Genomic DNA, 24,290 nt, shown 5'->3' on the forward strand with positions numbered 1-24,290 from the left:
ACTTATGTTCGGGATGAAAGGCGCTCCGGCCTCGCGTCGCAACGATGAGGCGGAAAAGCCGTTTTGGATATCTTATGCCGATCTGATGACTGCCATGATGGTGTTGTTCTTGGTTGTCATGGTTGCTTCACTTGCGTCTGTGACCCAGCGTATTCGCGAAGTTGAGGCTGGAGAAAAGCAAAGAGGGCAGGATATTGCCCGTATCTGTCAAAGCTTGGAGATACTGGCGCGAAAGAAGAGCAACATCATTAAAGTTGACTGTCGTGACAACCGGATTAGCTTTGGGGAGGCCGGTCGCTTTGGTCACAACCAATATTTTCTAGACCCACAGGGTCAGCAGGCATTGCAGGACGTGGTGCCGTTGATCCTGGATGTTACCGATAGCCCAGAGGGGCAACGTTGGATGAAACAGGTGGTGGTTGAAGGTTTTACCGATACGGATGGTTCTTACCTCTATAACCTCCACTTGTCGCTACAGCGTTCCGAGTGGGTAATGTGTGCACTGCTTGACGGACGGAGCCAGTTGCAGCAATCCCTTTCTGCCGAACACCAGCAGCAGATCCGTAGCCTGTTTTTGGCTGGCGGTGTTTCTTTTAACAATGCCAAGGACAGCAAAGAGGCAAGTCGTCGAGTGGAGCTGCGCATGCAGTTTTATGGGCTCAAGGAAGACAAGCAGCAGGCGGCGGAGAGCGCACCTCAGTTTTCTGGTCTGATGACGGCTGAACGTTGTCAGTTGGAGATGCGCTGATGGTGGATGCAATTTCCCGTCTTACGGCGATCTTGGAGTCCAGTGTGGAGCGGGTCAATGGTCGCTATCAGGAGAGGACTCTGCATTCCTTTTCGGCTTTGCAGCGAGCTAGATCTGAGGTTGAGGCTAGGTTTGACCAAGCGGAGGCAGCTCCAGAACCACCGAAGGAGAAGCGTCATGCCGCTCTGGCGGCCTTCCTGCGTAATGAACCGCTCACCCGGCGGCAGTGGCGGTTGGTATATGCAGGGCTTGTTGACTGCGTTGAAGCAGGCAAGCAGTTGCTAGATGATGAAAAGGTCTTTCCACGAGTGAGTAGGCATGTATCTGCTCACATCGATAGCCGTGAGTTGGTTCGCCGGGATTGGACTGCTCTCTGCTTCAGCTATTTTGGTTATGAGGCAATAGAGCCTGAGAAGAGCCAAAACTGGCAACAACTGCGCACTTATATCCGGGATGGTTATCGTGTACTCCGGAATCCGGAGAAGCTTAAAGCTTGGATGCGGGTAGTTGATGAGCATCAAGAGCTTTTTCAGAGTGAAGCTGGCTTGCGGTTAGGGCAGCAGATATTCGAGGGAACAGTAACAGACCTCACTCAGCTACAGACTCTTGCCCAGATCCCGACAGAAAGTTGGTTGTGGCATCAAATTGTTGCCGTTGTGCAGAAAAGGATTGCTGAACTTGATGAAGCGCCATTTTTAGCTCGGTTACCGGCATTGCTGGCGCTGATGGCTATCAATAATAGGCGTCATTCCGACGAGATCATGGCTGCTTGTCTCACTCGGTATCATGGTTGTAGCTGTCATGTTCAGCCACAAGCTAACTTGATACAAGCAGGTCTGGAGATCTGGGGGAACCCCCAGTTGAAATCCGATCAAAACCGCTGGCGTCACCATGTGGCTAAACCGGTATGTGACATGGTGGGGGCATGGCTTGCCAAGCAGGATTTACAGCACTTTTTTAGTTTGCTGAAAGGTGAAGGCGAGGTTGATCAGGCGCGTCTCTTCTATTGGCTCCGTTTTGCCGATCAGATGAGTTATACCCGTATCGTGATGGGACGTGATGCTCAATTAAACCGAGATGGAGAGTTTGTCCGTTTTCGTGATCAAAATAAGGGCCGCCTAGGAGATTTATCTGGGGGCTCGCCAGCTGATAACGCAGTAATCATGCAGATTGGCGATTACATCTTTGTCGAGTTTTCGCACACAGGAAACGCCTGTTATGTATATCGAGCTAACTCCTGCGGATTTAATCCTGATGTCAGTACATTGCACTTAACTCATGATTTGAAACAAAAAAACCTCGCGAAGGGGCGTTGGATACATGTTCCCAAACCATTAAAGCCCGATGCGATGGAGGGGTGGCAGCAAAAATATGATGATGAGTTACGGTTGCTTGGTATTGTTCCAAACCCACAGGGAGCCAATCAATTATGGAATCGTGTAGTTAAACCAAAAATTGTCAAACCAAGCGTTCCATCATTTCAAGCTCCCCTTGGCAACAATCCTGAATCAAAGAGCCGAGTTGTGAACACACCTGCTGATCGGACCGTTGTGATTCATTCAGGCGGTAAGGGGAAAGTTGATTTTGCTCTGTTGCTCGAACAGTTAGGCGAAAACCTGCGACATTATACGGATCATCGTGAAAAGGGCGGTGCTTTCCATATAGAGATCAAGCAGCGCAATACAGATGACATTTTGCTTCTGAGGCGCAATGGTTTTGTGGTCAAAACTGGCAGCCCGTTTATGTTTTGGAAAAAATGATGCTTGGACGTTGGTTTAGCAAATTTGGGAAAAATAAGCATGATCCGGTTGATCTCAGCCCATGTTGGCAGGCGGATGAGAGAGGGATCGTGTTTGCCGAACGTATTCAGAGCGAGCCTGAGCGATGGGCCTTGGTTGCCTATCTGGAGCAGCTTGCCGAGGAGGAGTACGTTGCGGTGCTTAGCGACCGCTGGCTCCTGACATGGCGTGATATGTATCGATTAATGGCCGACGCCGATCATGAAAGTAGTCTGGCGTTGTTGTCGCTGCCTCACTGTACTGATCTACGCCCCAAATTGGAATGCAGAGGCAGCTTGGTCGATCCTCAGTTCACCGTTGCGATTACTCACTGGAGTGATGAAGTAACGGGAGAACATGTCGAGTTAAAACGTCAGGGGGCGTTGGTAACAACGAAGAAGGGACAACGTCTACTGAACGAAGCCAGCTGGCAGCTCTGTGAGTCTCTGCGTGACCTTGCTCGTTGTCAGAGGGATGAGCCGGGTGAGGCGACCAACTATGAAGGGTGGGCCGTTATTCGCAGTGTTGCCATAGCGGCTAATGCCGACATGGATGGTTTTCTTGCCAAGACAGTGGTCGTTAAACCTCAGCGACTGGCTTTGCGACCACGTAAGGCAGAGATCGACTCTTGTCCTGTCATTGAGGTTGGCGTTGATTTTCCTGAACAACCAGTTGGGTTCCTTTCCTCATTTGATGCTACCCAACGGGTACAGGACAGATACCGTATCACGCAACCAGATGGCACCATCGCTCATGTGTTGATAGAGCCTGAGATCAAGCAAGTACTCGAAGCCATCAAGGCGATACCGGGGAGAAGGGTGGCTGGGGATTCGGCGTTGTCCCTGTTGCGCAATCCCTATGCCCTGCTGGGAGAAATGACCAGCGTGGTACTCGATCCAGAGCAGCACGAGCAATCGCTTGTCGATGCGGGGATCTATTTTCATCACTTTCGTCTGGAACCTCAATGCGAGGCCGAAAGTGGGAAGATCTCCACCGTATTGCTGCATCTCTCCCCTATAAGCCGAGAGCCACTCCCTGATGAAACACTGAGTTTCAATTCACCTGGAATATTTGCGCCTTTTGTACAGGAGCTGCGCCTTAAGCTGGCTGCTGGTATGAGCGCAGGTTTCTGGCAGGGTTTTGAGCTGGAGTTAGGCGACTTTGACGAGCAGCAATTGTTGGAAATCGAAAAGTTGCTAGATCGCTGGCAACGAGAGGTGTCCGGAGAGTTGTTCGATTCTTTGTTTGAACTCTCTCGCTATGGTGATCGCATTATCGGTCTCGGCGAGGTAGTGCCAGTATCATCTCCTTTCCTGACCCGAACAACCGGTCAGGATTGGCTTTCGAGCGAATCGAATGGAATTGAGGAGTCAGTGGGTGACGTTGTCGCACAGATCAATTTTGACGATGCAGCGGCGCTGGATGAGTTATCAAAGCGTATTGACGAAGCGTTTGCAGAGGGAGCAGGGCATCTTTGTTTGCCAGGATCTGAGCAACCCGTGCCATTGCGCTTGGCTGAGCAGATACAAAAGGAATGGCGAAAGCAGGTCCGGAGCGAAGAGCCAACAGTTCAAGAATCCATGAGGAAAAACAGCATTGGTTTGCTGGTGGAAGAAAATATCGACGAGGTGGGTTATGCCAAGTGGCGACAAGATGCGATTCAACAGGCGCATCTTTCCTCCCCGTTCTTACCGGAGAGGCTTAAGCCAGAAATCTCGCTGCGTGAGCACCAATTACACGGTGTGGCATGGTTACAGCATCTGTTCGAGCTGTCACCAGAACATGTATCTGGTTGCCTCTTAGCTGATGACATGGGTTTAGGAAAAACGATCCAATTGCTTACCTTTGTGGTTGATTATCTGGAACGTCAACCAAGTGGTGATCCTGTACTTATCGTAGCCCCGGTTTCGTTATTGGATAACTGGGAAGCAGAATTGCGAAAATTCTTCTATGCCGATGACATTGCAGTCATGCGGCTCTACGGTGATGCTCTATCTGAGGCAAAGTTTCGCAGCTATGAAATCCCAGAATCATTGCGTCAGCAGGGTGTAACAAATCTGCTGCGTCCCGGTTGGTTACAGGAGGCTCGTATCGTGTTAACAACATACGAGACGCTGCGTTCCCAAGAGATCTCCTTGGGTCGTCAGTCATGGGCCATGGTGATCTGTGATGAAGCCCAAAAAATCAAAAATCCGGCCGCTATGGTGACTAGGGCTATTAAAGCCATGAAGTCCAGGTTTCGCATTGCTTGTACTGGTACTCCAGTAGAAAACACCTTGATCGATCTCTGGAGCCTGTTTGATTTTGTCCAGCCAGGTTTGCTTGGGGCCTTAAACCAGTTTGGTCGTGAATACCAAAAACCAATTGAAGAGGGGGAGTGCAAGGATCTAGAAGCTCTGGCTCGATTACGTTCCTTGATTGAACCCCAGACCTTGCGGCGGACCAAGCAGGATGTGGCTAAGGATTTGCCTTCCAAGATAGAAGATCGCACTTGCCGCAATCTGACCATGGTTAGTCGGCAGCGTTCTCTCTATAACCAGCAGATTGGTGAATATCGACAGCGACAATTGGTGCAGGAGGCCGCAGGGAGTAAAGAGAGTTTCATCCTTCCTGTGTTGCATAAACTCAAGCTGGTCTGTGCCCACCCCTATTGTGTGGAGCCTGACCTTTGGTTACGTGAACATTCCCCTAAGATGAGGTGGCTGCTAGAACAACTAGATAACATCCGTCGCAGCGGGGATAAGGTTATCATCTTCACCGAACTACGGGATGTTCAGCGTGAAGTACAGCACGCGGTTAAGGTCCGTTTCGATATATCCCCAACAATCATTAATGGGGACACCAGTACAAGTAGCGATAGCCTGAATAGTCGCCAACGTCTGATTGATCGTTTCCAGGCAGTGTCAGGCTTTAATGTGATTATTCTTTCCACCGTGGCGGTGGGGTTTGGTGTCAATGTGCAGGGAGCAAACCATGTGATCCATTTTACCCGGTGCTGGAATCCGGCCAAAGAAGATCAGGCGACCGACCGAGCATACCGTATAGGTCAGACCAAGGATGTATTTGTCTATTATCCAACCATTCGTGATGCTGACATTCAGACCTTTGAGGCAACGCTCGATGATTTACTGGACCAGCGTAGATCGTTAGCGAGCGATATGTTGCAGGGGAAAAATGACTTACAACTGTCGGAGTTTGATGATGTGCTTAACAAATGATGTCATTACAAGGGGATCAGCTAGGCTGACTTCCCGTGGCGTCATATACCTACAGCCACACCTTTCAACACCAGCATGTAGCCTCTCTGCTAACTGCGGACAAATGACAAGCGTCTGCCTGCCACTACTCATAAGAGGTAATTAGCTGTTTTGTAATTTAGTTACATGGTCACTATCATGGCAAACAGAGCTTGGTTTCCAACTTAAATGTCCTGCTTGTTCGTTGAGCAGGCGGAGGATCGCTATTGAGTTTCCAACTTAAATGTCATTTGTGGTGTCGCTAAGTTACTGAATCGCTTGATCTGCTAGTTTCCAACTTAAATGGTCATGATCATGCGCTGATCACGGCCATTCAAGTTGGAAACTTAAAATGCCCTGCAATCGCAGGGTATTTTTCTTTTGTATTGCTGAGCGATGTTGTGAGTGATTTGGCATATCTGCGTATTTGTCTAGATAGAAAATAAACTTGGGAGGGATAACGACTCAATATGCAATGCTTTATGTGTGATGCTGGGCCATAGGAAAAACATCTAAATATTGAGCTATCGCAAGTAATGGTCAGATATTTCCAAGTGAACCCCAAGTTTTCAGTTAACTCTCCTCTAGCTGTGGTATAAAAATATAGCATTTGCCCTCATCGTATATTTCTTGAGCGTTATCATGAATCTAGTTATTGATCCCATTTTTAGTAAAGATGCATTGTTGCGGACTTGTTATGGTTTTGCGGGTGATTTTCACTTCGATATTAAAATGAATGATGGAATGTATTCTATTACTATTTCTAAATTAGATGCCACACCGGTATCACGCAGTTTTGAGGCTGAATTTAAAAATGCGCTAGTTGATCATGAGCTACGGGTGGTGATTGAGGAAAAAACAAAAGTAGTGAAAGATGCTTTAGTTTGTGCTGCGCTGCGCGAGGCATGGAGTGTGCAGTCCGATGAATAATAAAATTAAAAATAAAGAGGACTTCACGGACAATAATTATTCACTACTGCCGTTCAATTTTGAGCGGCTGAATAATGATGATACATTAATCGTCAATATGGTGGGCGAATATTCCTTTGTTAAATATTCCGAGTTACAAGATTTAGTTGCAGGTAAGTTACCAACTGATACTGCGCTTTATAATGAGTTAAAAAGAAAAAGCTTCTTATCAGGCTCAGAAGACTCTTATGCGCTACGATGCTTATCCGCTAAATACAGGCAGCGCAAATCCTTTTTGAGCGGTGGGCCTGGTCTGCATATATTTGTGGTGACGCTGAGATGTGCGAATTCCTGCGAGTATTGTCAAGCGAGCAGGAAATCGATTATCTCATCACAATATGATATGTCACAAGAGACGGCTAGACATGCGGTAGATCGGGTGTTTGAATCACCTAACCAACATATCACCATTGAATTTCAGGGTGGTGAGCCTCTGCTGGCTTTCGATTTAATTAAAAGTGTTGTTGATTACACTCACGAGAAAAACCATTTTCATGGCAAGAGCATTGTATTTGTGATTGCGACTAGCCTTCAATGTATCACAGACGAGATGCTTGATTTCATCAAGATTAATGAAATACAGATATCTACATCATTAGATGGTCCAGAATGGCTGCACAATAAAAATCGGCCATCTACTTGTGGTAATAGTTATCAAAGTACCCTTGCGGGTATTCGGAAAGTGAGAGACGCCATTGGTGATGATGCTATTGCTGCTATGACTACAATCACCAAAGATAGCCTGCCATTTCACGAAGAAATTGTTGATGAGTATGTGAAGCATGGCTTTCATTCCATCTTCTTGCGCCCACTTAATATGTATGGCTTTGCCGTCAAAAAGGAAAGTAAAGTCAGCTATACATCAATTGAGTATTTTGAATTTTATAAAAACAGTCTGAAATATATCATCGATATCAATAAATCTGGCTACTATCTCGATGAAGTCACCGCTTCTTTGGCATTGAATAATATGCTAACTGGGCGTGCGGTAGGTTATGTTGATCTGCGCTCTCCCTGTGGAGATGGTACTGGGGTGCTGGTCTATCACTACAACGGCTACGTTTACCCCTCAGATGAAGCCAGAATGCTCTATGACATGGGTGACAATAAGTTCTGTCTGGGCTCGGTAGATACCCCCTATGTTGAGCTGATTTCATCTGATGTGATGGCTGGGATTTTGCTGAGCGGGGTTGCTGAATCTCTGCCAGCCTGTGCCTATTGCGCCTACCTTCCCTACTGCGGATCCAACCCCATTCAAAACTATTCCCGTACAGGGGATATGTGTGGGCACAGGGCCAAGAATGACTTTTGCAATAAGCAAAAGCCATTGTATCGCCATCTGTTCAGCCTCCTTGAGGAAAACAAGGGCGTATTCACCTCATGGATCACAAAAGGGTAAGTACGATGAGCTTCAAGCTGAAATTAAAAGCTGAAATTCACAATCCCTCTATCATTCGTCGCCCATTGCGGGTGACGACGATTGAGAGTTACGTTGCTAATGGGCGATCACCGGAGGATCTTTGTCTGATCTACCCAGACAGGCAAGATCGAGCAGAGGCCCTGCTCTCTATTAATTGGGGGGCGGTTGTCATTTATGATCAAGCAACACCGCCCTTTGAAGGTCAAATTATCCAGGTCACCGAGACAGCCGATCCCCTTGAGGATGGTGATATTATTGTGACCTTAAATAATGCTGTTTACATTGTCTACAAACAGTGCAGTGACTCCAACACTTTATTTCTGACCGAGCGGTGCGATAACTTCTGCATAATGTGCTCACAACCGCCAAAAGACATCGATGACTCTTGGCGGATAAATGATGCTCTGGGCATCATTAATTTGCTTGATGATGATCCGCGCACATTGGGGGTAAGTGGTGGTGAGCCAACCATCCTTAGCGCTGATTTTTTAAACATTCTTAGCCATTGTCACGAGAAACTGCCTCAAACCCAGCTCCATATTTTGACCAATGGCAAAAAACTGAGTGACAGAAATTTCATCAATAACATTCAGCAGATTGGGCACCAGCGAGTACTGTGGGGTATCCCATTGTATGGTTCGACAGCTCTCGAGCACGATTATCATGTGCAGTCTCGTGGTGCATTCAACCAGACCATCAATGGTCTCTATCACCTTGAAACAATCGGGCAACATATTGAACTGCGCATTGTTTTAACCATGGATGTGCTCAATAATATTGAAGCATTATGTGAATTTATTTCCAGGAACTTATCATTCGTCTCATTTGTTGCGTTTATGGGAGTTGAATTAACAGGTTTTGCCAAGCGAAATTATGCACAAGTTTATTCTTCAATTACTGAGCATATACCTGCATTGGTATCGGGAGTTAATATCCTGAAATTAAATAGAATACAGGCATTGATTTATAATATTCCACAATGTCATCTTCCGCTGAGCTTGCGAGATATTGCAGTACAAAGCATTTCTGACTGGAAAAATGAGTTTCCTAATGGTTGTGATAGTTGCGCGTCAAAAGCTATCTGCTGTGGCTTTTTTGAGTCGAACCTTTATCATAAATCCGGTGTTTTAATTAAAGCGTTAAATAGCATTAATGATGAATCTTATATTGAGGTAAAAGAGCAACTATGAAAAAACTCATGTCCACTTTGCAACGATGGGGAGTATTTGGTCTGAGTGTTTTGGGTGGACATGGCGCTACAGCCAGCCCTGCACACCTTTCCGATGAAGCATTGAGTCAATTGAATTTGGACAACTTGCCAAATATGGAATCGTCGCTGAACTTGAATGTGAACAACCTCTATGCAGCGCATAGATCACATCGCTCACACAGTTCACATCGCTCGCATTCAAGTCATCGTTCTCACTATTCTGGCTATGGTACTTCGACCTATAGCGCCCCTGTGACTACGCCCTCAATCTCTACGGGCAGTAGCACCAGTAGCCTCAATAGCACCACTAAAGAAAGTCTGTACCCCACCACAGGTTCTTCTACGGTAAAACGTCCTACTGCAAATGACAGTGCAATGATGGAGTTGATCATGCGAGTACAAGTCGCGCTGTTCGCCAAAGGCTATGATGTGGGCATTATTGATGGCAAGTTGGGCCCCAAAACCCGTACTCAGATTAAACGTTATCAGCGTGACCATGGGTTAAGTCCCACAGGTACAATGACAACTGAGTTGCTTGGAAGTTTGGGTATTCAAATTCAGTAAATGGTTGGGGAAGTTTTTCTTCCAATGGCCGGGTCACGCTCAATCCCCACTTGGTCAAAGCAACCATAGTGAACATCTTATCGGCTGGTACTATGTCCTGCTTGCTGGTGGTGTATTGCTTTGTGTTTCAAATTTAAATGGTCGTGATCACGCGGGTCGTACTGACCCACATAGAGACAAAGGGCCTTGCATTCGCAAGGCCCTTTGTCTTGTCTGCGGCAGGAGGAGGGTGGCGGTGGTTTGATCATTTCAATAGTTCTTGTATAGTTGTAGCCATGAAGTGAGATGAAGAGGTCCCCATGAATAAAGATACAGCCACTAAAGTGTTCGAGTCTCTTGCATCCGGTATCCGTCTCGACGTCTGGCGGCTGCTGGTCAAGGCCGGGTTGGAAGGCAGGGTTGCGGGCCAGCTGGCCAGTGAACTGGATATCGCCCCGAACACACTGTCATTTCATCTGAAAGCCATGCTGCATGCTGATCTGTTGTCGGTGGCGCAAGAAGGTCGTTTTTTACGTTACCGGGCCAACATTCCCCTGATGCTGGATCTTATCGGCTACCTCACGGAAGAGTGCTGCGCCGGGCATCCCGAAGCGTGCGGGATGATGCGTGCCGCGTCGAGCTGTTCGCCCCATGTATTGCCCGAGCAATCTTGCTGCAATAAGGAGTAATGCCATGTCTGTTATCCAGATTTTTGATCCGGCACTGTGCTGTGCCAGCGGTGTCTGCGGTACCGAGGTAGAGCAGCGGTTGGTGAACTTTGCGGCCGATGTGGCATGGGCCAAGGGGCAGGGGGTGGCCATCGAGCGCTTCAATCTGGCGCAGCAGCCGATGGTGTTTGCCGAGACCCCAGCTGTCAGCGCCTTCTTGATGCATGCAGGGGAGGCGGGGTTGCCGCTGGTGCTGGTGGATGGTCAGGTGGTGCTCACCGGCCGTTATCCCGGCCGCAGTGAGCTGGCCCGTTATGCTGGTTTGCCCGCGCCGCAAGTGGCCATCAAAGGGATCGCCAAGAGCGGCGGCTGTTGCGGCAGCAGTGGTTGCTGCTAACCCCTGAGTGTTGCTGACCACATCCCTGCCGCCTGCGCGGTGAATTGCCTTGTTTTGCCTGATTGGAGTCGCTTATGTCCTCGTCTTTGAGTAACGCGTTGCTGAGCTATTCGTTTGTGACTGATGCACCGCCGTTTCTCTTTTTCACCGGCAAGGGGGGCGTGGGTAAAACCTCGCTGGCCTGCGCCTGTGCGGTCGCCTTGTGTGACAGTGGCAAACGGGTGCTGCTGGTCAGCACGGATCCGGCTTCAAACGTCGGTCAGGTATTTGACACAACCATCGGCAACACGATCACCGCCATCGCGGCCGTCAGCGGATTGTCTGCACTGGAGATAGATCCGCAAGCGGCGGCGCAAGCCTATCGGGAACGGATCGTCGGCCCGGTGCGTGGCAAGTTGCCCGAGAGTGTGGTGCGCAGCATTGAAGAGCAGCTCTCCGGCGCCTGCACCACAGAGATTGCCGCCTTTGACGAGTTCACCGCCTTGCTGACTGACCGCCTGCTGGTGGATCAGTATGACCATATCGTATTTGACACGGCCCCCACCGGTCACACCATCCGTCTGCTGCAACTACCGGGGGCATGGAGTGAGTTCCTGGAGCAAGGCAAGGGTGATGCCTCTTGTCTGGGGCCATTGGCCGGGCTGGAAAAACAGCGTAGTCAATACGCCGAGGCGGTCGCAGCCTTGTCGGATGGGTTGAAAACCCGGCTTATTCTGGTGGCCCGGGCACAAGCCTCCACCTTGCGGGAAGTGGCGCGCACCCATGATGAATTGGCGACCATTGGTCTTGCCAATCAGCAGTTGGTGATCAATGGCATCTTCCCCCAAAGCGAGCTGTCGGATGACCCCCTAGCGACTGCCGTCTGGCAACGGGAGCAGCAGGCGCTGGCACAGATGCCCGCGCTGCTGGCACGCTTGCCACAAGAGAGAATACCGCTGCTGGCGACCAATCTGGTGGGCGTAGAGAGCCTGCGTCAGTTACTGGGCGCAGTGTCTGCCGCTGGCGTTGATGGTGCTGATGCGGTCGAACGCACCACCGCCGAGCAGTCCCCGCAGCACCCCGGGTTGCAGCAACTGGTCGACGAACTGGCCAGCGATGGCCACGGCCTCATCATGCTGATGGGCAAGGGCGGGGTGGGGAAAACGACTATGGCGGCGGCCGTGGCGGTGGAGCTCGCCAGTCGCGGGCTGCCAGTGCATCTCACTACCTCAGATCCCGCTGCCCATCTGGGGGAGACCCTGGCCGGGGCCTTGCCCAGTCTGGAGGTCAGCCGCATCGATCCCCACGCCGAGACCGAGCGGTACCGTGCCCAGGTGCTGGCCACCAAGGGGGCGAGTCTCGATGCCCAGGGCCGCGCCCTGTTGGAAGAGGACCTGCGTTCCCCCTGCACCGAAGAGATCGCCGTGTTTCAGGCTTTCTCGCGGATCATTCGCGAGGCTGGCAAGCGCTTCGTGGTGATGGACACGGCGCCGACCGGCCATACCCTGCTGTTGCTTGATGCGACCGGCGCCTATCACCGGGAGATTGCTCGCCAGATGGGCAACAAAGGCCTGCACTTCACTACCCCCATGATGCAGTTGCAAGACCCGAAGCAGACCAAGGTGATGATCGTCACCCTGCCAGAGCCGACTCCGGTACAGGAGGCGGCCAACTTGCAAGCGGAACTGCGCCGTGCCGGTATCGAGCCCTGGGCCTGGGTGGTGAATCACCTGCTTTCCCCTGCCAGCGTCACCTCGCCACTGTTGGCCCAGCGCGCCTGTTGCCAGCAGCCCCATATCGCCGCGGTCAAAGAGTGCCATGCGAAACGTTATGCGGTGGTGCCCTTGCAGGCCGACGAGCCGGTGGGAGTGGCAGCATTGCAAGGGTTATGTCACCCGATCCATCAGGAGGCATGAGATAGCGCCCCACCATATTCCATGGAAGGCACCATCAAGCGCGGCCTCTGTTCGCGTTGAGCCTTTCATCCCACTCAATACTTTTGGAGTCTTTTGATGAGTACCAACGATTGCTGCGATCTGCCCGTCAGCAAAAAAATGAGTTTTCTCGACCGTAATCTCACCCTCTGGATCTTTGTCGCCATGGCCATCGGGGTGGGGATTGGCTATCTGTTCCCGCAAGTGGCCCAGTGGAACGAGGCGATGTCGGTCGGCAGCACCAATGTGCCGCTGGCCATCGGTCTGATCCTGATGATGTATCCGCCGCTGGCCAAAGTGAATTACGCCACCATGGGCACAATGACCCGCGACCGGCAGGCGATTACTCTCTCCTTGGTGATGAACTGGCTGGTCGGCCCCATCCTGATGTTTGTGATTGCCCTGCTGTTTTTGCATGACCACCCGGACTACATGGTGGGCCTGATCCTGATAGGTTTAGCGCGCTGCATCGCCATGGTGCTGGTGTGGAACGACCTTGGCGGTGGCAACAAGGAGTACGGTGCCGGTCTGGTGGCGCTCAATAGCGGATTTCAGATCCTCACCTACAGCTTTATGGCCTGGTTGTTTATTACCGTCCTGCCGCCCCTGTTCGGTTTGCAGGGGTTTGCAGTGGATATCACCATGCTGGATATCGCCCAAAGCGTGCTGATCTATCTGGGGATTCCCTTCTTGGCTGGCTTTTTGAGCCGTCACTATCTGGTCAAGGCCAAGGGGGAGCAGTGGTACACCGAGCGCTTTATTCCGGCGATTTCCCCCATCACGCTGATCGCCCTGCTGGCCACTATCGTGCTGATGTTCAGCCTCAAGGGGGAGATGATCGTCGAACTGCCGATGGATGTGGTGCGGGTCGCCATTCCGCTGGTGGTCTATTTTGTGCTGATGTTTTTCACCAGCTTTCTGGTCGGCAAGAAGCTCGGGATCCCCTATGACAAGAATGCGTCTATCGCGTTTACTGCCACCGGTAATAATTTCGAGCTGGCCATTGCGGTCTCTATCGCGGTATTTGGCCTGAACTCGGATCAAGCATTCGCCGGGGTGATAGGCCCGCTGGTGGAGGTACCGGTGCTGATCGCCCTGGTCAACGTAGCCCTTAGAATGAAACGCAACTATCTCAACGCAGAGGCTTAATCATGAATGACACCCGGATCACCATTTACCACAACCCGGGGTGCGGCACCTCGCGCAATACTCTGGCGCTCATCCGCAACGCCGGTGTTGAGCCGACCGTCATCCACTATCTGGAGACGCCGCCAAGCCGCGCGACACTGATCGCGCTGATTGCGGCCATGGGAATGCCGGTACGGGATCTGCTGCGCAAGAATGTGCCGCCTTTTGAGGAACTTGGGCTGGCTGAGGAGCGCTTCAGCGACGATGAACTTGTCGATGCCATGCTGGCGCATCCCATTTTGATCAACCGCCCCATAGTGGTGACGCCCCTTGGCACCAAACTGTGTCGTCCATCCGAAGTGGTGCTGGATATTCTGCCAAGCCCTCAGCAAGGTGCCTTCAGCAAGGAGGATGGGGAGCCGGTAGTGGATGCACAAGGAAAACGGATCAAGTGATCTGCACAACCGTGTGATTTATGAGTGATGGCAAGAGCAGCTGAAGTTGCCAGATAAAAAACGCCGATCATCAGATCGGCGTTTTGCATTAGTGTCGTCAGCTGCGGGCATTAACCCAGATTGGCGGCGACCTTGCTTTGGGCTTGTCCTTTGCGCTTGATGACAAAGCCAATACCCAGTACCACCAGCCAGGCGGGGATCAGCTCGACCGAGATCCGAAAATCGGGGGTCATATACATGATCACCAGGATGCCAGCCATGAAGGCGAGGCAGAGGTAGTTGCCGAAGGGATACCAGAACGCCTTGAACTTGGGCTGAACGCCCTCTGCGATCTTGGCCTTGCGGAACTTCAGGTGCGCGAGGCTGATCATCGCCCAGTTGATCACCAGTGCGGAGACCACCAGCGCCATCAGCAGGCCGAACGCCTTGCCCGGCATCAGGTAGTTGATCAGCACGCAGAGCAGGGTAGCGATGGCCGAGACCGAGAGGGCGACCAGCGGCACGCCGCTCTTGTTGGTCTTGAGCAGGGCTTTCGGGCCGTTGCCTTGCTTGGCCAGCCCGAACAGCATCCGGCTGTTGCAGTAGACGCAGCTGTTGTAGACCGACAGTGCAGCCGTCAGCACCACAATGTTGAGCACGGTGGCGACCAGATTGCTGTCCAGTGCGTGGAAGATCATCACGAACGGGCTGCCGCCTTCCACCACTTTACCCCAGGGGTAGAGGGACATCAGGATCGCCAGGGCGCCGATGTAGAAGATGAGGATGCGGTAGATCACCTGATTGGTGGCCTTGGGAATGCTCTTCTCGGGGTTGTCCGCTTCCGCGGCGGTAATGCCCACCAGCTCCAGACCGCCGAAGGAGAACATGATCACCGCCATCGCCATCACCAGACCGCTGATGCCGTTGGGGAAGAAGCCCCCTTGTGCCCACAGGTTGGTGACGCTCGCCTCGGGGCCGCCGGTGCCAGAGATGAGCAGATAGCCGCCAAAGCCAATCATGCCGATGATGGCGACCACCTTGATGATGGCGAACCAGAACTCCATCTCGCCAAACGCTTTGACGTTGGAGAGGTTGATGGCGTTGATCAGCACGAAGAAGACCGCAGCCGACATCCAGGTCGGGATCTCGGGCCACCAGTACTGGACATAGATGCCCACCGCGGTCAGCTCGGCCATGCTCACCAGCACGTAGAGCACCCAGTAGTTCCAGCCGGACGCAAAACCGGCAAACTCGCCCCAGTATTTGTAGGCAAAGTGGCTGAATGAACCGGCTACCGGCTCTTCCACCACCATTTCACCGAGCTGGCGCATGATCAGGAAGGCGATAAAGCCGCCGATGGCGTAACCCAGCAATACCGAGGGGCCTGCCATCTTGATGGTTTGGGCAATGCCCAGAAAGAGGCCGGTGCCGATGGCGCCGCCCAAAGCAATCAACTGAATGTGGCGGTTTTTAAGGCCGCGCTTCAGCTCCTCACCGTCTTGTTTCAAATCCATGGGTCTGTCCTTACGTCTCTGTTGTCGCTTGCCGGTATTGGGCTCATCCTGAGCAGGCCGCAGTGCGTAGCCAAAACCTGACAAAATCTGTATTTATTTCGTTACGCTATGCCGTTTTCAATTTTTAGTATTGGCTGGCAACCGAAGCAGAATAGTGATAATCCGCCATGAATGCACCTGTTTTCCATGTTGAATGGTCGTATTTTGTACCAATGGCAGCGTTTTTATGATCTGGAGAGTCTTGTTGGTAGTTTTTGGTTGATGTTTGTGCAATCGAATTCGATTTTATTGACATATCACCAGATGGGTGGGCTTTTGTGGTGCTGAGCCATAAATGGATGCAAATGATGCCAGGCAAGCGAGAGTGCAGGAAAGAGTGCAGGAAAGAGTGCAGGGAAGAGTGCGGGGAGTTGGAGTACCGAGAGAGTGAAAGCGTGCTGCAACAAGGGGTGGCCCGGGGAGTGCTGGTGGCGCTCTGGCTAGGGATTGCCGCCAGTCCGCTGTTGTTGCTGGTGGCCGCGACCATGCTGCTGGGCTGGCTGTTGCTCGGTGATCAGGGGTTGCTGCACTACTGGCCGCCGCTGTTGCTGGTTGGCGGGGTGACGGGGGCTGTTGCTGGCAGCTGGCTGGCGGAGCGGGTTCGTCTGCGCCACGGCTTGCTGGCCTTCTATGCCAGATTGATGAACAACCCTGAGCTCAATCGTTAGTTAACTCTGGCTGTGCGCAGAGCAGAGCGGAACAGAACGGCGGTTAATGGGCGGCAGGCGCGCAACGGCAGGTTGGAACAGGTTGGCAAGCAGAGGGATAAGCATTTGTGGTGCTTATCCCTTTTTCATCCACGCTTTTCACTGTCATCTATCCAAACCACAGCTCACAGTGCCTGACTTTTACAGTGTACGTGTGATTTTTATCTGCTGTGGATGCCGGTAGCTGTCAAGCTGGCTTAACAGAGCTGGCGGCGCAGACCGGTCGCCTCGAGGACTTTGGCGCTGATCTCCTCCACCGAGTGGGAGCTGGTATCGAGGAAGCGGATCGCCTCCTGGCGAAACAGCCGCTCCACGCAGGCCAGCTCCTGCTCGCACTGCTCGATGGAGGAGTAGCGGCTGTTGGCGCGGCGCTGGTTGCGGATCTCGTGCAGCCGCTGCGGCGCTATGGTGAGGCCAAACAGCTTGTGACGGTTGGCCTTGAGCGGGGCGGGCAGCTCCAGCATGCCCATATCCTGTTCGATAAAGGGGTAGTTGGCGGCGCGAATGCCGAACTGCAGCGCCAGATAGAGGCTGGTGGGGGTCTTGCCGCAGCGGGAGACTCCGATCAGGATGATGTCCGCCTCATCGTACTCCCTGGTGGTGATGCCATCGTCGTTGGCCAGTGCGAAGTTGACTGCTTCGATGCGATCGTCATAGAGCTTGCGGTTCTCCATACCGTGGGTGCGGTGGAGGCGGGGCTCGGCTTTTACCCCCAACTCCTGCTCCAGCGGGCTGACGAAGGTGTTGAGAAAGTCGTGGCCGCCCGCTTCCGATTTGAGCACCTCTTCCCGTACCAGCGGGTCGACGATGGTGTGAAACAGGATGGGGCGCACCCCGGTCTGGCGGAACTGCTCGTCGATCCGCATCCGTACCTGACGGGCCTTCTCCAGTGTCTCCACAAAGGGGATAGTGATCTGCTCGAAGGCCAGCGGAAACTGGCTCAGTACCGCGTGGCCGAACACTTCGGCGGTGATGGCGGTGCCGTCTGAAACATAAAATACGGTGTGCACGTAGGGCTCCTGTGATACCGCGGGTGGGGTCGCATGGGGTAAAGGGTGAGAAGTATCTCCCGAAACCATACCAGTTTTGTCAACCGGTCTGCTGTGCCCAAGTTGTGAAGTGGCTTGCAAACCTGAATCGTTATCTTTTTGTGTCGCCATTGTAGAATGTTCCGGTCATTCGACCATCCCCAACGCTTGCTCGGGGATTTTTTTGAAAACCAGTAGAAAACGTTTTCATGGTCGTTGGCAACAAAAGAAACAGACAATAACGCACCTGACTTACCCATAACCTCATCGATTAAATCGGGCGCACGAGGTGCTATGGCATCGGTGCCCACCAACCTGGAGACATCCAAGTGCAACAGTACGTGCTCTGGTACGAACAACTCGGAATGCAGGACGTAGAACGAGTTGGCGGCAAGAACGCATCCCTTGGCGAGATGATCAGCAACCTCTCTGGCGCCGGCGTATCCGTGCCGGGGGGCTTTGCTACCACCGCCTTTGCGTTTAACGAGTTTCTGGAGTCAAGCGGCCTCAACGGCAAGGTCCACCATCTGCTCGACAATCTGGACGTGGACGATATCGCCGCCCTCAACCGGGCCGGTCAGCAGATCCGCGACTGGGTGGTGGACGCCCCGTTCCAGTCGGCGCTGGAGCAGGCCATTCAGGTGGCCTATGACAAGCTGAGTGGGGGCTTGGGTGATGGCATGAGTGCGTCTTTTGCGGTGCGATCCTCCGCCACCGCCGAGGATATGCCGGACGCCTCCTTTGCCGGTCAGCAGGAGACCTTCCTCAACGTACGTGGCATCGATGCCGTCATGACGGCGGTCAAGCATGTGTTTGCTTCTCTGTTCAACGATCGCGCCATCTCCTATCGGGTGCATCAGGGCTATGACCACAAGGGCGTGGCGCTCTCGGCCGGGGTGCAGCGGATGGTGCGCTCGGATCTTGCCGCCTCCGGCGTGATGTTTACCCTGGATACCGAGTCCGGCTTCAACGACGTGGTCTTTATCACTGGCAGTCAGGGGCTGGGGGAGATGGTGGTGCAGGGGGCCGTCAACCCGGACGAGTTCTATGTGCACAAGCCGACCCTCAAGGGCGGCCGCCCGGCGGTGGTGCGCAAGACCCTCGGCTCCAAGTTAATCAAGATGACCTACTCGGACGATGCCGGTCATGGCCGTCAGGTGAAGATTGTCGATACCGATGAGGCCGAGCGCAGCCGCTTCTGCATCAGCGATGAGGAGGTGATGGCGCTGGCGAAACAGGCCCTCATCATCGAGCAACACTACGGCCGCCCGATGGATATCGAATGGGCCAAAGATGGTCAGGATGGCCAGCTCTATATCGTGCAAGCGCGCCCGGAAACGGTGCGCAGCCGGCAGGAGGCCAACACCCTCGAACGTTTTGCACTCAAACAAGCGGGCAAGGTGCTGATCGAGGGGCGGGCCATCGGCCACAAGATTGGCGCCGGTCCGGCGCGGGTTATCTCCTCCATCAGCCAGATGGACGAGGTGCAGCCCGGCGATGTGCTGGTGACCGACATGACGGATCCGGATTGGGAGCCCATCATGAAGCGGGCCTCCGCCATCGTCACCAACCGTGGCGGCCGCACCTGTCACGCCGCCATCATCGCCCGCGAGCTGGGCATTCCGGCGGTGGTGGGCTGTGGCAACGCCACCGACCATATCCAGCCGGGCCAGCGGATCACCGCTTCCTGTGCAGAAGGGGATACCGGTTTTATCTATGACGGCGAGCTGGACTTTGACGTGGCGGTGACCGAGGTGGGCAACATGCCGCGCCTGCCCATCAAGATCATGATGAACGTCGGCAACCCGGACCGGGCCTTCGACTTTGCCCAGTTGCCCAATGCCGGGGTGGGGTTGGCACGCCTCGAATTCATCATCAACCGGATGATCGGGGTGCACCCCAAGGCGCTGCTGGAGTTTGACCAGCAGACGCCAGAGCTGCAGGCCACCATCGCTAAGATGATCGCCGGTTACGACAGCCCGCGGGAGTTCTACGTGGCCAAGCTGACCGAGGGGATCGCCACCCTAGGGGCGGCGTTCTGGCCGGAGCGGGTGATCGTGCGGATGTCGGACTTCAAGTCCAACGAGTACGCCAATTTGGTGGGCGGTCGTGGCTACGAGCCTCACGAGGAGAACCCGATGATCGGTTTTCGTGGCGCATCACGCTACATCGCCGGCAGCTTCCGTCCCTGCTTTGCCCTCGAGTGCGAGGCGATAAAAAGGGTGCGCGATGTGATGGGGCTGACTAACGTCGAGGTGATGATCCCCTTTGTGCGCACCGTGGGCGAGGTGGAGCAGGTGATCGACATTCTGGCCGAGAACGGTCTGCGCCGTGGCGAGCGGGGGCTCAAGGTGATCATGATGTGCGAGATCCCGAGCAACGCACTGCTGGCGGACAAGTTCCTCGAGCACGTGGACGGCTTCTCTATCGGTTCCAATGACATGACCCAGCTGACCCTTGGGCTGGACAGGGATTCCGGGCTGATTGCCCACCTGTTCGACGAGCGCGACGAGGCGGTCAAGGCGCTGCTGTCGATGGCCATTCAGGCTGCCCGCAAGGCGGGCAAGTACGTGGGGATCTGCGGCCAAGGCCCATCCGATCATCCGGACTTCGCCGCCTGGCTGGTGGAGCAGGGGATTGATTCGGTGTCGCTGAACCCGGATACCGTGGTCGATACCTGGCTCTATCTGGCGGAGCAGCACAAAGCGAGTTAAACCTAGCTGCACAGCCACCCATCAACATGGCGCCCGCGGGCGCCATTTTTTTGGCCTAACCTGACGCCACGGGTCCAATAGAGTGGTGCTGGTGGGTCAAATAGGCGCGCTGGCGCGTGGTTTTACACTCCGTTACATCGGTTTGCTTTGCAATCGCCCCATAATGGCTCCGCCATCCGGTTGTATAGGGTGGCAGGCCCGTTACCAGTACCGGGCCGGGGAGATCCCACGCAGTTTCCTGTCAGCACGGAGTTCAGGGTAGGCAGATGTCACAGAGCGTATCAAACCAGGTGATCAGAGGCATGCTGGGGGCCTGCCAGCAGCAGGGGGGCGATCCCGATGCCATTCTGATGGCGGGCGGACTCACGTCGTTCGACATCGAGCGGGAGCAGGGCAGGATCCCGGCCCACAGCCACTACCGGATGCTGCAACTGATGCAGCCCTATCTGGGGAGTTTTCACGAGACCATCCTCTCCTACGACATTGGTCAGCTCTACCAGCACTATCCGCCCCTCATCAGCCTGTGCCTGAACCAGCCATCGCCGCGGGCGGCGCTCGAGGTGTTGCTGGCCTATCGCCCCATTATCGGCAGTTGTGATCAACTGCGGGTTCGGCGGGGGGAGCAGGTCAGCCAATACCAATATGTCAATCAGGGGCCCGCCAGTCTGGGGGCGAGTCAGGCCATCCCCAACTTCATCATCCTCTACCGGATCCTGCGGGTCTATCTGGCGGATGTCCGGGTCTCGGTGGGGTTCACGGGGCGACCACCGCAGCGCCATCAGCTGCTGGACCACTTCTTCGGGACCCGCTGCCAGTGGGAGCAGGGGGAGAATACCCTGACCATTGACAACACCCGGCTCGATTGCCCCAGCCACTGCTACAACGAGCCCCTTGGCCGTCTGCAACTGGCCCAGCTGGCGCAGATCTGCGCCGACATCGCCGAACGGGCCCCCTTTGCCTATCTGGTGGGGGAGCGGATCCGCCACAAGATTCGAGAAGGAGGGCTGGAGAGTGACGAGAGCCTGCTCAAGGAGGTGTGCGCGGCCATGAATGTCAGCCGCTGGACGTTGAATCGCAAATTGCAGGGAGAGGGGAGCAGTTTCTCCACCCTGCTCAGGAAGGGGAGGATGAGCGAAGCCTGCCGACTGTTGGAAGAGGGGGATCACCCCCTGCAGAACATCAGCGATCGGGTTGGTTTCTCGTCTCAGAGCGCCTTCAACCGCTTCTTCAAGGCCAACACCAGGATGACGCCACTGGCCTACCGCAACGCCCGCCAATAAAAGTGCGGGACCGGCACAAGTCCGGTCCCGTCCTGAGTAAAGGCCGGGATAGGCACCCTGTGGCGTCTCCCGGCGGCGAGTGCCCGCTTTAGCGGGCGATGGTTGTGACGGTGGCGGGATCCACTCCTGCCGGCAGAGCCAGCGCCCCCGGTGTGGTGTTGCTCACCACTATCTCCTTGCTCACTGTGAAGCTGACTGGCGTGCTGGCGGAGATATTCGATGAGGGGCTGATGTAGGCACGGTAGCTGCCCGGCTCCACAATCCACTGGTTGCTGGTTTGATCGAAGCTGGCAAGGATGCTGGCCGGAATGGTGAAGCTCAGTTGTTCCGAGCTACCCGGTGCCAGTTTTTGGGTTTTGGCAAAGGCTTTGAGTTCGATAGCCGGTTTTTTCAGTTTCACTTCCGGTGCACTGATATAGACCTGGGCGGCCTCCTTGCCTGACACCGCTCCCGTATTGGTGACGGTTGCTGTGAGCTTCAGGCTGCCGGTTGCACCATTTGCCAGCGTATTTTCGACAATTGTCGGATTGGTGTAGCGGAAGCTGGTAAAGGAGAGACCGAAACCAAACGGGTAGGATACGGCCTGATTAAAGGTGTTGTAGTAGCGATAGCCAACGTAGATCCCTTCGTTGTAATAGATAGTGTCTGGTTTGCCGTCTCCGTTGGTATCGATACCCGGGAACGAGCCGGAAGAGGGAACGTTGTGGTAGCTTTGTGGGAAGCTCTGGGTCAGTTTGCCGCTTGGGTTAACAGCGCCCGCGAGGATATCTGCAACGGCATGGCCTGTCTCTTGCCCTGCCATATAGGCCAGCAGGATAGCGTCTACCTTATTGCTCCATTGCGCGGTATCAATCACTCCGTTGACGTTAAGTACCACGGTGACTTTCTTGTTTTGTTGGTGGAACGCATTGCTCACGGCATTGATGAGAGCCATCTCGTTATCACTGAGCAGGTAGTCCCCTTTGCTATTGGTGCGATCGGCCCCTTCCCCCGCTTGGCGGCCAATAGTGATGACGGCGACATCCTGTTCTTTCGCTGCGTTGGCGATCAACGTGGTCAGTTCGGGAGTGACGTTGGCCTCGTCGCAGGTGTAGTGGCCTTTGGCGCCAAATTGCCCCTCGTGATAGACCTTGTTGGTCTCGTAAAAATTGCTGTAGTAGCTCTGCAGCGTCTCGTTGACCGGGAAGCGTGCGGCTAGCCCCTGAGCGATGTTGGTGGTATTGGCGGCGTTGACATCGCCACTGCCAGTCCCGCCTTTATAGGTGTTGATCTGGTTGATACCAAAGCTGGCGACGTTGCTGGATGCTGCAATGGGCAGTGCCGAGGCTTCGTTGCGCAGCAATACCATGCTTTCAGCGCCCGCTTGGCGAGCCAGCTGAGCGTGAGCTTTCAGATCCGGGTTATTGGTGATGGGGTGTTGGCTATAAGAGGGGCTTTTCATCACCTGGGTCAGAATATGGGTGGCGGCTTCATTGATTTTGGCTTCTGAAAGCTGGCCCTGATTTACAGCTTGCAACAGCTGCTCTTTGACATTGCCAGGTTCGATCAGATCTTGCCCTGCCAGCACCTGTTTGTAGGCGCTGTTGGTCACGTCACCGGCAAACCAGTCAGACATGACGAGTCCCTTGAAGTCCCACTCATCCCGCAGCACCTTGGTCACGGCATCCTCGCGCTCATTCACATAGGTGCCGTTCACTTTGTTGTAGGAGGTCATGATGGCTCTGGGCTGTGCCTCATCCACCGCGATCTGGAAACCACGCAGATAAATTTCGCGGAAGGTTCTTGGTTCCCCTATATCGTTGATCTGCTCTCGATTGCTCTCCGAGTTGTTACCAAAGAAGTGTTTGATGGTGGTCCCCACCCCGTTGCTCTCGACACCACTCACCATGGCTGCGCCCATCTTGCCGGTCAGCAATGGATCTTCCGAATAGTATTCGAAGTTGCGGCCATTGAGCGGGTTGCGCTGAATGTTCATGCCTGGTGCCAGCAAGATGTCGACGCCGTACTGTTTGACCTCATCTCCCATGGCTTGACCCACCGCATTGACCAGCTGGGTATCCCAGCTGGAGGCGAGCAAAGAACCGATAGGCCAGGCAGTGGCATAGTAGGTCGCTTTGTCGTTATCACGGTTGGCGTTAATGCGAAGGCCCGCTGGGCCATCAGCCAGTTTCAGGGCTGGAATGTCGATGCCGTCGGCGCTGCGGGATACGCCATTGATATAACCGGCCACGCCAGCGACATCCTGCTTGATGTTAATCGGGCGCGATTCGTTAGGGCCTGACAGCAGATCCAGTTTTTCGCTCAGCGTCAGTCTGGCCACCATGGCTTCGGCCTGGCCGCGATAATAGGCATCATCCTTGACTTGCGTGATGTGGGGATTGGTCGTGCAACCCGCCAAGATACCGGTAAGGGCCAGGCTGACGCCAAGTGAAACCGCTTTTAGTTTTGTGGTGATAGGCATGTAACTCTCTTTGTAACTGTCTGAAAAGAATGAGGTGATATCTGCTCCGTGCAGTCGGTTTTATGACCTGATTGCGCCATCTCTGCTGGCGGCTGCCATTGGA

At 53.9% G+C, this 24,290-nt stretch carries 18 protein-coding genes; 15 read left to right on the plus strand and 3 right to left on the minus strand.

The features are described from left to right. Positions 1-4 precede the first annotated feature (4 nt). The 12 genes from zorB1 to arsC all read left to right on the plus strand — a co-directional run bounded on the left by zorB1 (position 5) and on the right by arsC (position 14,465). Positions 5-748 carry a type I Zorya anti-phage system protein ZorB1 gene (zorB1, locus tag CF137_RS06295; protein ID WP_024946483.1) on the plus strand — a complete coding sequence of 248 codons (744 nt, stop codon included), beginning with the start codon at positions 5-7 and terminating at the stop codon, positions 746-748. Next, complete coding sequence (gene zorC, locus CF137_RS06300; RefSeq protein WP_139718409.1) at positions 748-2,508, plus strand: type I Zorya anti-phage system protein ZorC; 1,761 nt, start codon at positions 748-750, stop codon at positions 2,506-2,508. The genes zorB1 and zorC overlap by 1 nt, the downstream gene beginning before the upstream one ends. Continuing rightward, positions 2,505-5,744: a type I Zorya anti-phage system protein ZorD gene (gene zorD, locus CF137_RS06305; RefSeq protein WP_204787361.1), complete on the plus strand. Its 3,240-nt coding sequence runs from the start codon at positions 2,505-2,507 to the stop codon at positions 5,742-5,744. Before zorC ends, zorD begins: the two co-directional genes overlap by 4 nt. A 660-nt stretch (positions 5,745-6,404) precedes the next feature. Then, entirely contained in the window at positions 6,405-6,692 is a 288-nt protein-coding gene (gene hxsD / locus CF137_RS06310) for a His-Xaa-Ser system protein HxsD (protein ID WP_124929157.1), read from the plus strand. Then, a complete protein-coding gene (hxsB, locus tag CF137_RS06315; RefSeq protein WP_139718410.1) occupies positions 6,685-8,130 on the plus strand; it encodes a His-Xaa-Ser system radical SAM maturase HxsB in 1,446 nt (481 codons plus the stop codon). The genes hxsD and hxsB overlap by 8 nt, the downstream gene beginning before the upstream one ends. Positions 8,131-8,135: 5 nt before the next feature. Beyond that, positions 8,136-9,341 carry a His-Xaa-Ser system radical SAM maturase HxsC gene (hxsC, locus tag CF137_RS06320; protein WP_139718411.1) on the plus strand — a complete coding sequence of 402 codons (1,206 nt, stop codon included), beginning with the start codon at positions 8,136-8,138 and terminating at the stop codon, positions 9,339-9,341. Then, the gene (hxsA, locus tag CF137_RS06325; RefSeq protein ID WP_139718412.1) at positions 9,338-9,925 is read left to right on the plus strand and encodes a His-Xaa-Ser repeat protein HxsA; all 588 of its coding nucleotides are present in this window, start codon (positions 9,338-9,340) and stop codon (positions 9,923-9,925) included. The genes hxsC and hxsA overlap by 4 nt, the downstream gene beginning before the upstream one ends. A 299-nt stretch (positions 9,926-10,224) precedes the next feature. Continuing rightward, on the plus strand, positions 10,225-10,593 hold the full coding sequence (locus CF137_RS06330; RefSeq protein ID WP_101317545.1) for an ArsR/SmtB family transcription factor: 369 nt from the start codon (positions 10,225-10,227) through the stop codon (positions 10,591-10,593). Between the two features lie 4 nt (positions 10,594-10,597). After that, complete coding sequence (arsD, locus tag CF137_RS06335; RefSeq protein WP_139718413.1) at positions 10,598-10,969, plus strand: arsenite efflux transporter metallochaperone ArsD; 372 nt, start codon at positions 10,598-10,600, stop codon at positions 10,967-10,969. Positions 10,970-11,043: 74 nt separating this feature from the next. After that, on the plus strand, positions 11,044-12,864 hold the full coding sequence (gene arsA / locus CF137_RS06340) for an arsenical pump-driving ATPase (RefSeq protein WP_139718414.1): 1,821 nt from the start codon (positions 11,044-11,046) through the stop codon (positions 12,862-12,864). A gap of 96 nt (positions 12,865-12,960) precedes the next feature. Continuing rightward, positions 12,961-14,031 carry an ACR3 family arsenite efflux transporter gene (gene arsB / locus CF137_RS06345; protein ID WP_162515870.1) on the plus strand — a complete coding sequence of 357 codons (1,071 nt, stop codon included), beginning with the start codon at positions 12,961-12,963 and terminating at the stop codon, positions 14,029-14,031. Between the two features lie 2 nt (positions 14,032-14,033). After that, a complete protein-coding gene (arsC, locus tag CF137_RS06350) occupies positions 14,034-14,465 on the plus strand; it encodes a glutaredoxin-dependent arsenate reductase (protein WP_139718415.1) in 432 nt (143 codons plus the stop codon). Positions 14,466-14,575: 110 nt separating this feature from the next. Here the strand turns inward: arsC and CF137_RS06355 are convergent, their stop codons facing one another. Beyond that, positions 14,576-15,958 carry an amino acid permease gene (locus CF137_RS06355; RefSeq protein WP_101317537.1) on the minus strand — a complete coding sequence of 461 codons (1,383 nt, stop codon included), beginning with the start codon at positions 15,956-15,958 and terminating at the stop codon, positions 14,576-14,578. Between the two features lie 434 nt (positions 15,959-16,392). Here CF137_RS06355 and CF137_RS06360 point away from each other — a divergent pair, with 434 nt between their 5' ends. Then, on the plus strand, positions 16,393-16,665 hold the full coding sequence (locus CF137_RS06360; RefSeq protein ID WP_240038520.1) for a hypothetical protein: 273 nt from the start codon (positions 16,393-16,395) through the stop codon (positions 16,663-16,665). Positions 16,666-16,901: 236 nt separating this feature from the next. Here CF137_RS06360 and ppsR read toward each other — a convergent pair whose 3' ends face one another. Continuing rightward, positions 16,902-17,714, minus strand: coding sequence for a posphoenolpyruvate synthetase regulatory kinase/phosphorylase PpsR (gene ppsR, locus CF137_RS06365; RefSeq protein WP_139718416.1), 813 nt, complete (start codon positions 17,712-17,714; stop codon positions 16,902-16,904). A gap of 347 nt (positions 17,715-18,061) precedes the next feature. Between ppsR and ppsA the strand changes: the two genes are divergently transcribed. Next, positions 18,062-20,446 carry a phosphoenolpyruvate synthase gene (ppsA, locus tag CF137_RS06370; RefSeq protein WP_139718417.1) on the plus strand — a complete coding sequence of 795 codons (2,385 nt, stop codon included), beginning with the start codon at positions 18,062-18,064 and terminating at the stop codon, positions 20,444-20,446. Positions 20,447-20,748: 302 nt separating this feature from the next. Next, positions 20,749-21,726 (plus strand): AraC family transcriptional regulator, encoded by a 978-nt coding sequence (locus CF137_RS06375; protein WP_139718490.1) that lies wholly within the window; start codon positions 20,749-20,751, stop codon positions 21,724-21,726. Between the two features lie 88 nt (positions 21,727-21,814). Here CF137_RS06375 and CF137_RS06380 read toward each other — a convergent pair whose 3' ends face one another. Then, positions 21,815-24,187: a beta-glucosidase gene (locus CF137_RS06380; RefSeq protein ID WP_139718418.1), complete on the minus strand. Its 2,373-nt coding sequence runs from the start codon at positions 24,185-24,187 to the stop codon at positions 21,815-21,817. Positions 24,188-24,290: the final 103 nt, after the last annotated feature.

It is taken from the genome of Aeromonas sobria (genome assembly GCF_006243315.1).
Taxonomy (GTDB): Bacteria; Pseudomonadota; Gammaproteobacteria; order Enterobacterales; family Aeromonadaceae; genus Aeromonas; species Aeromonas sobria_A.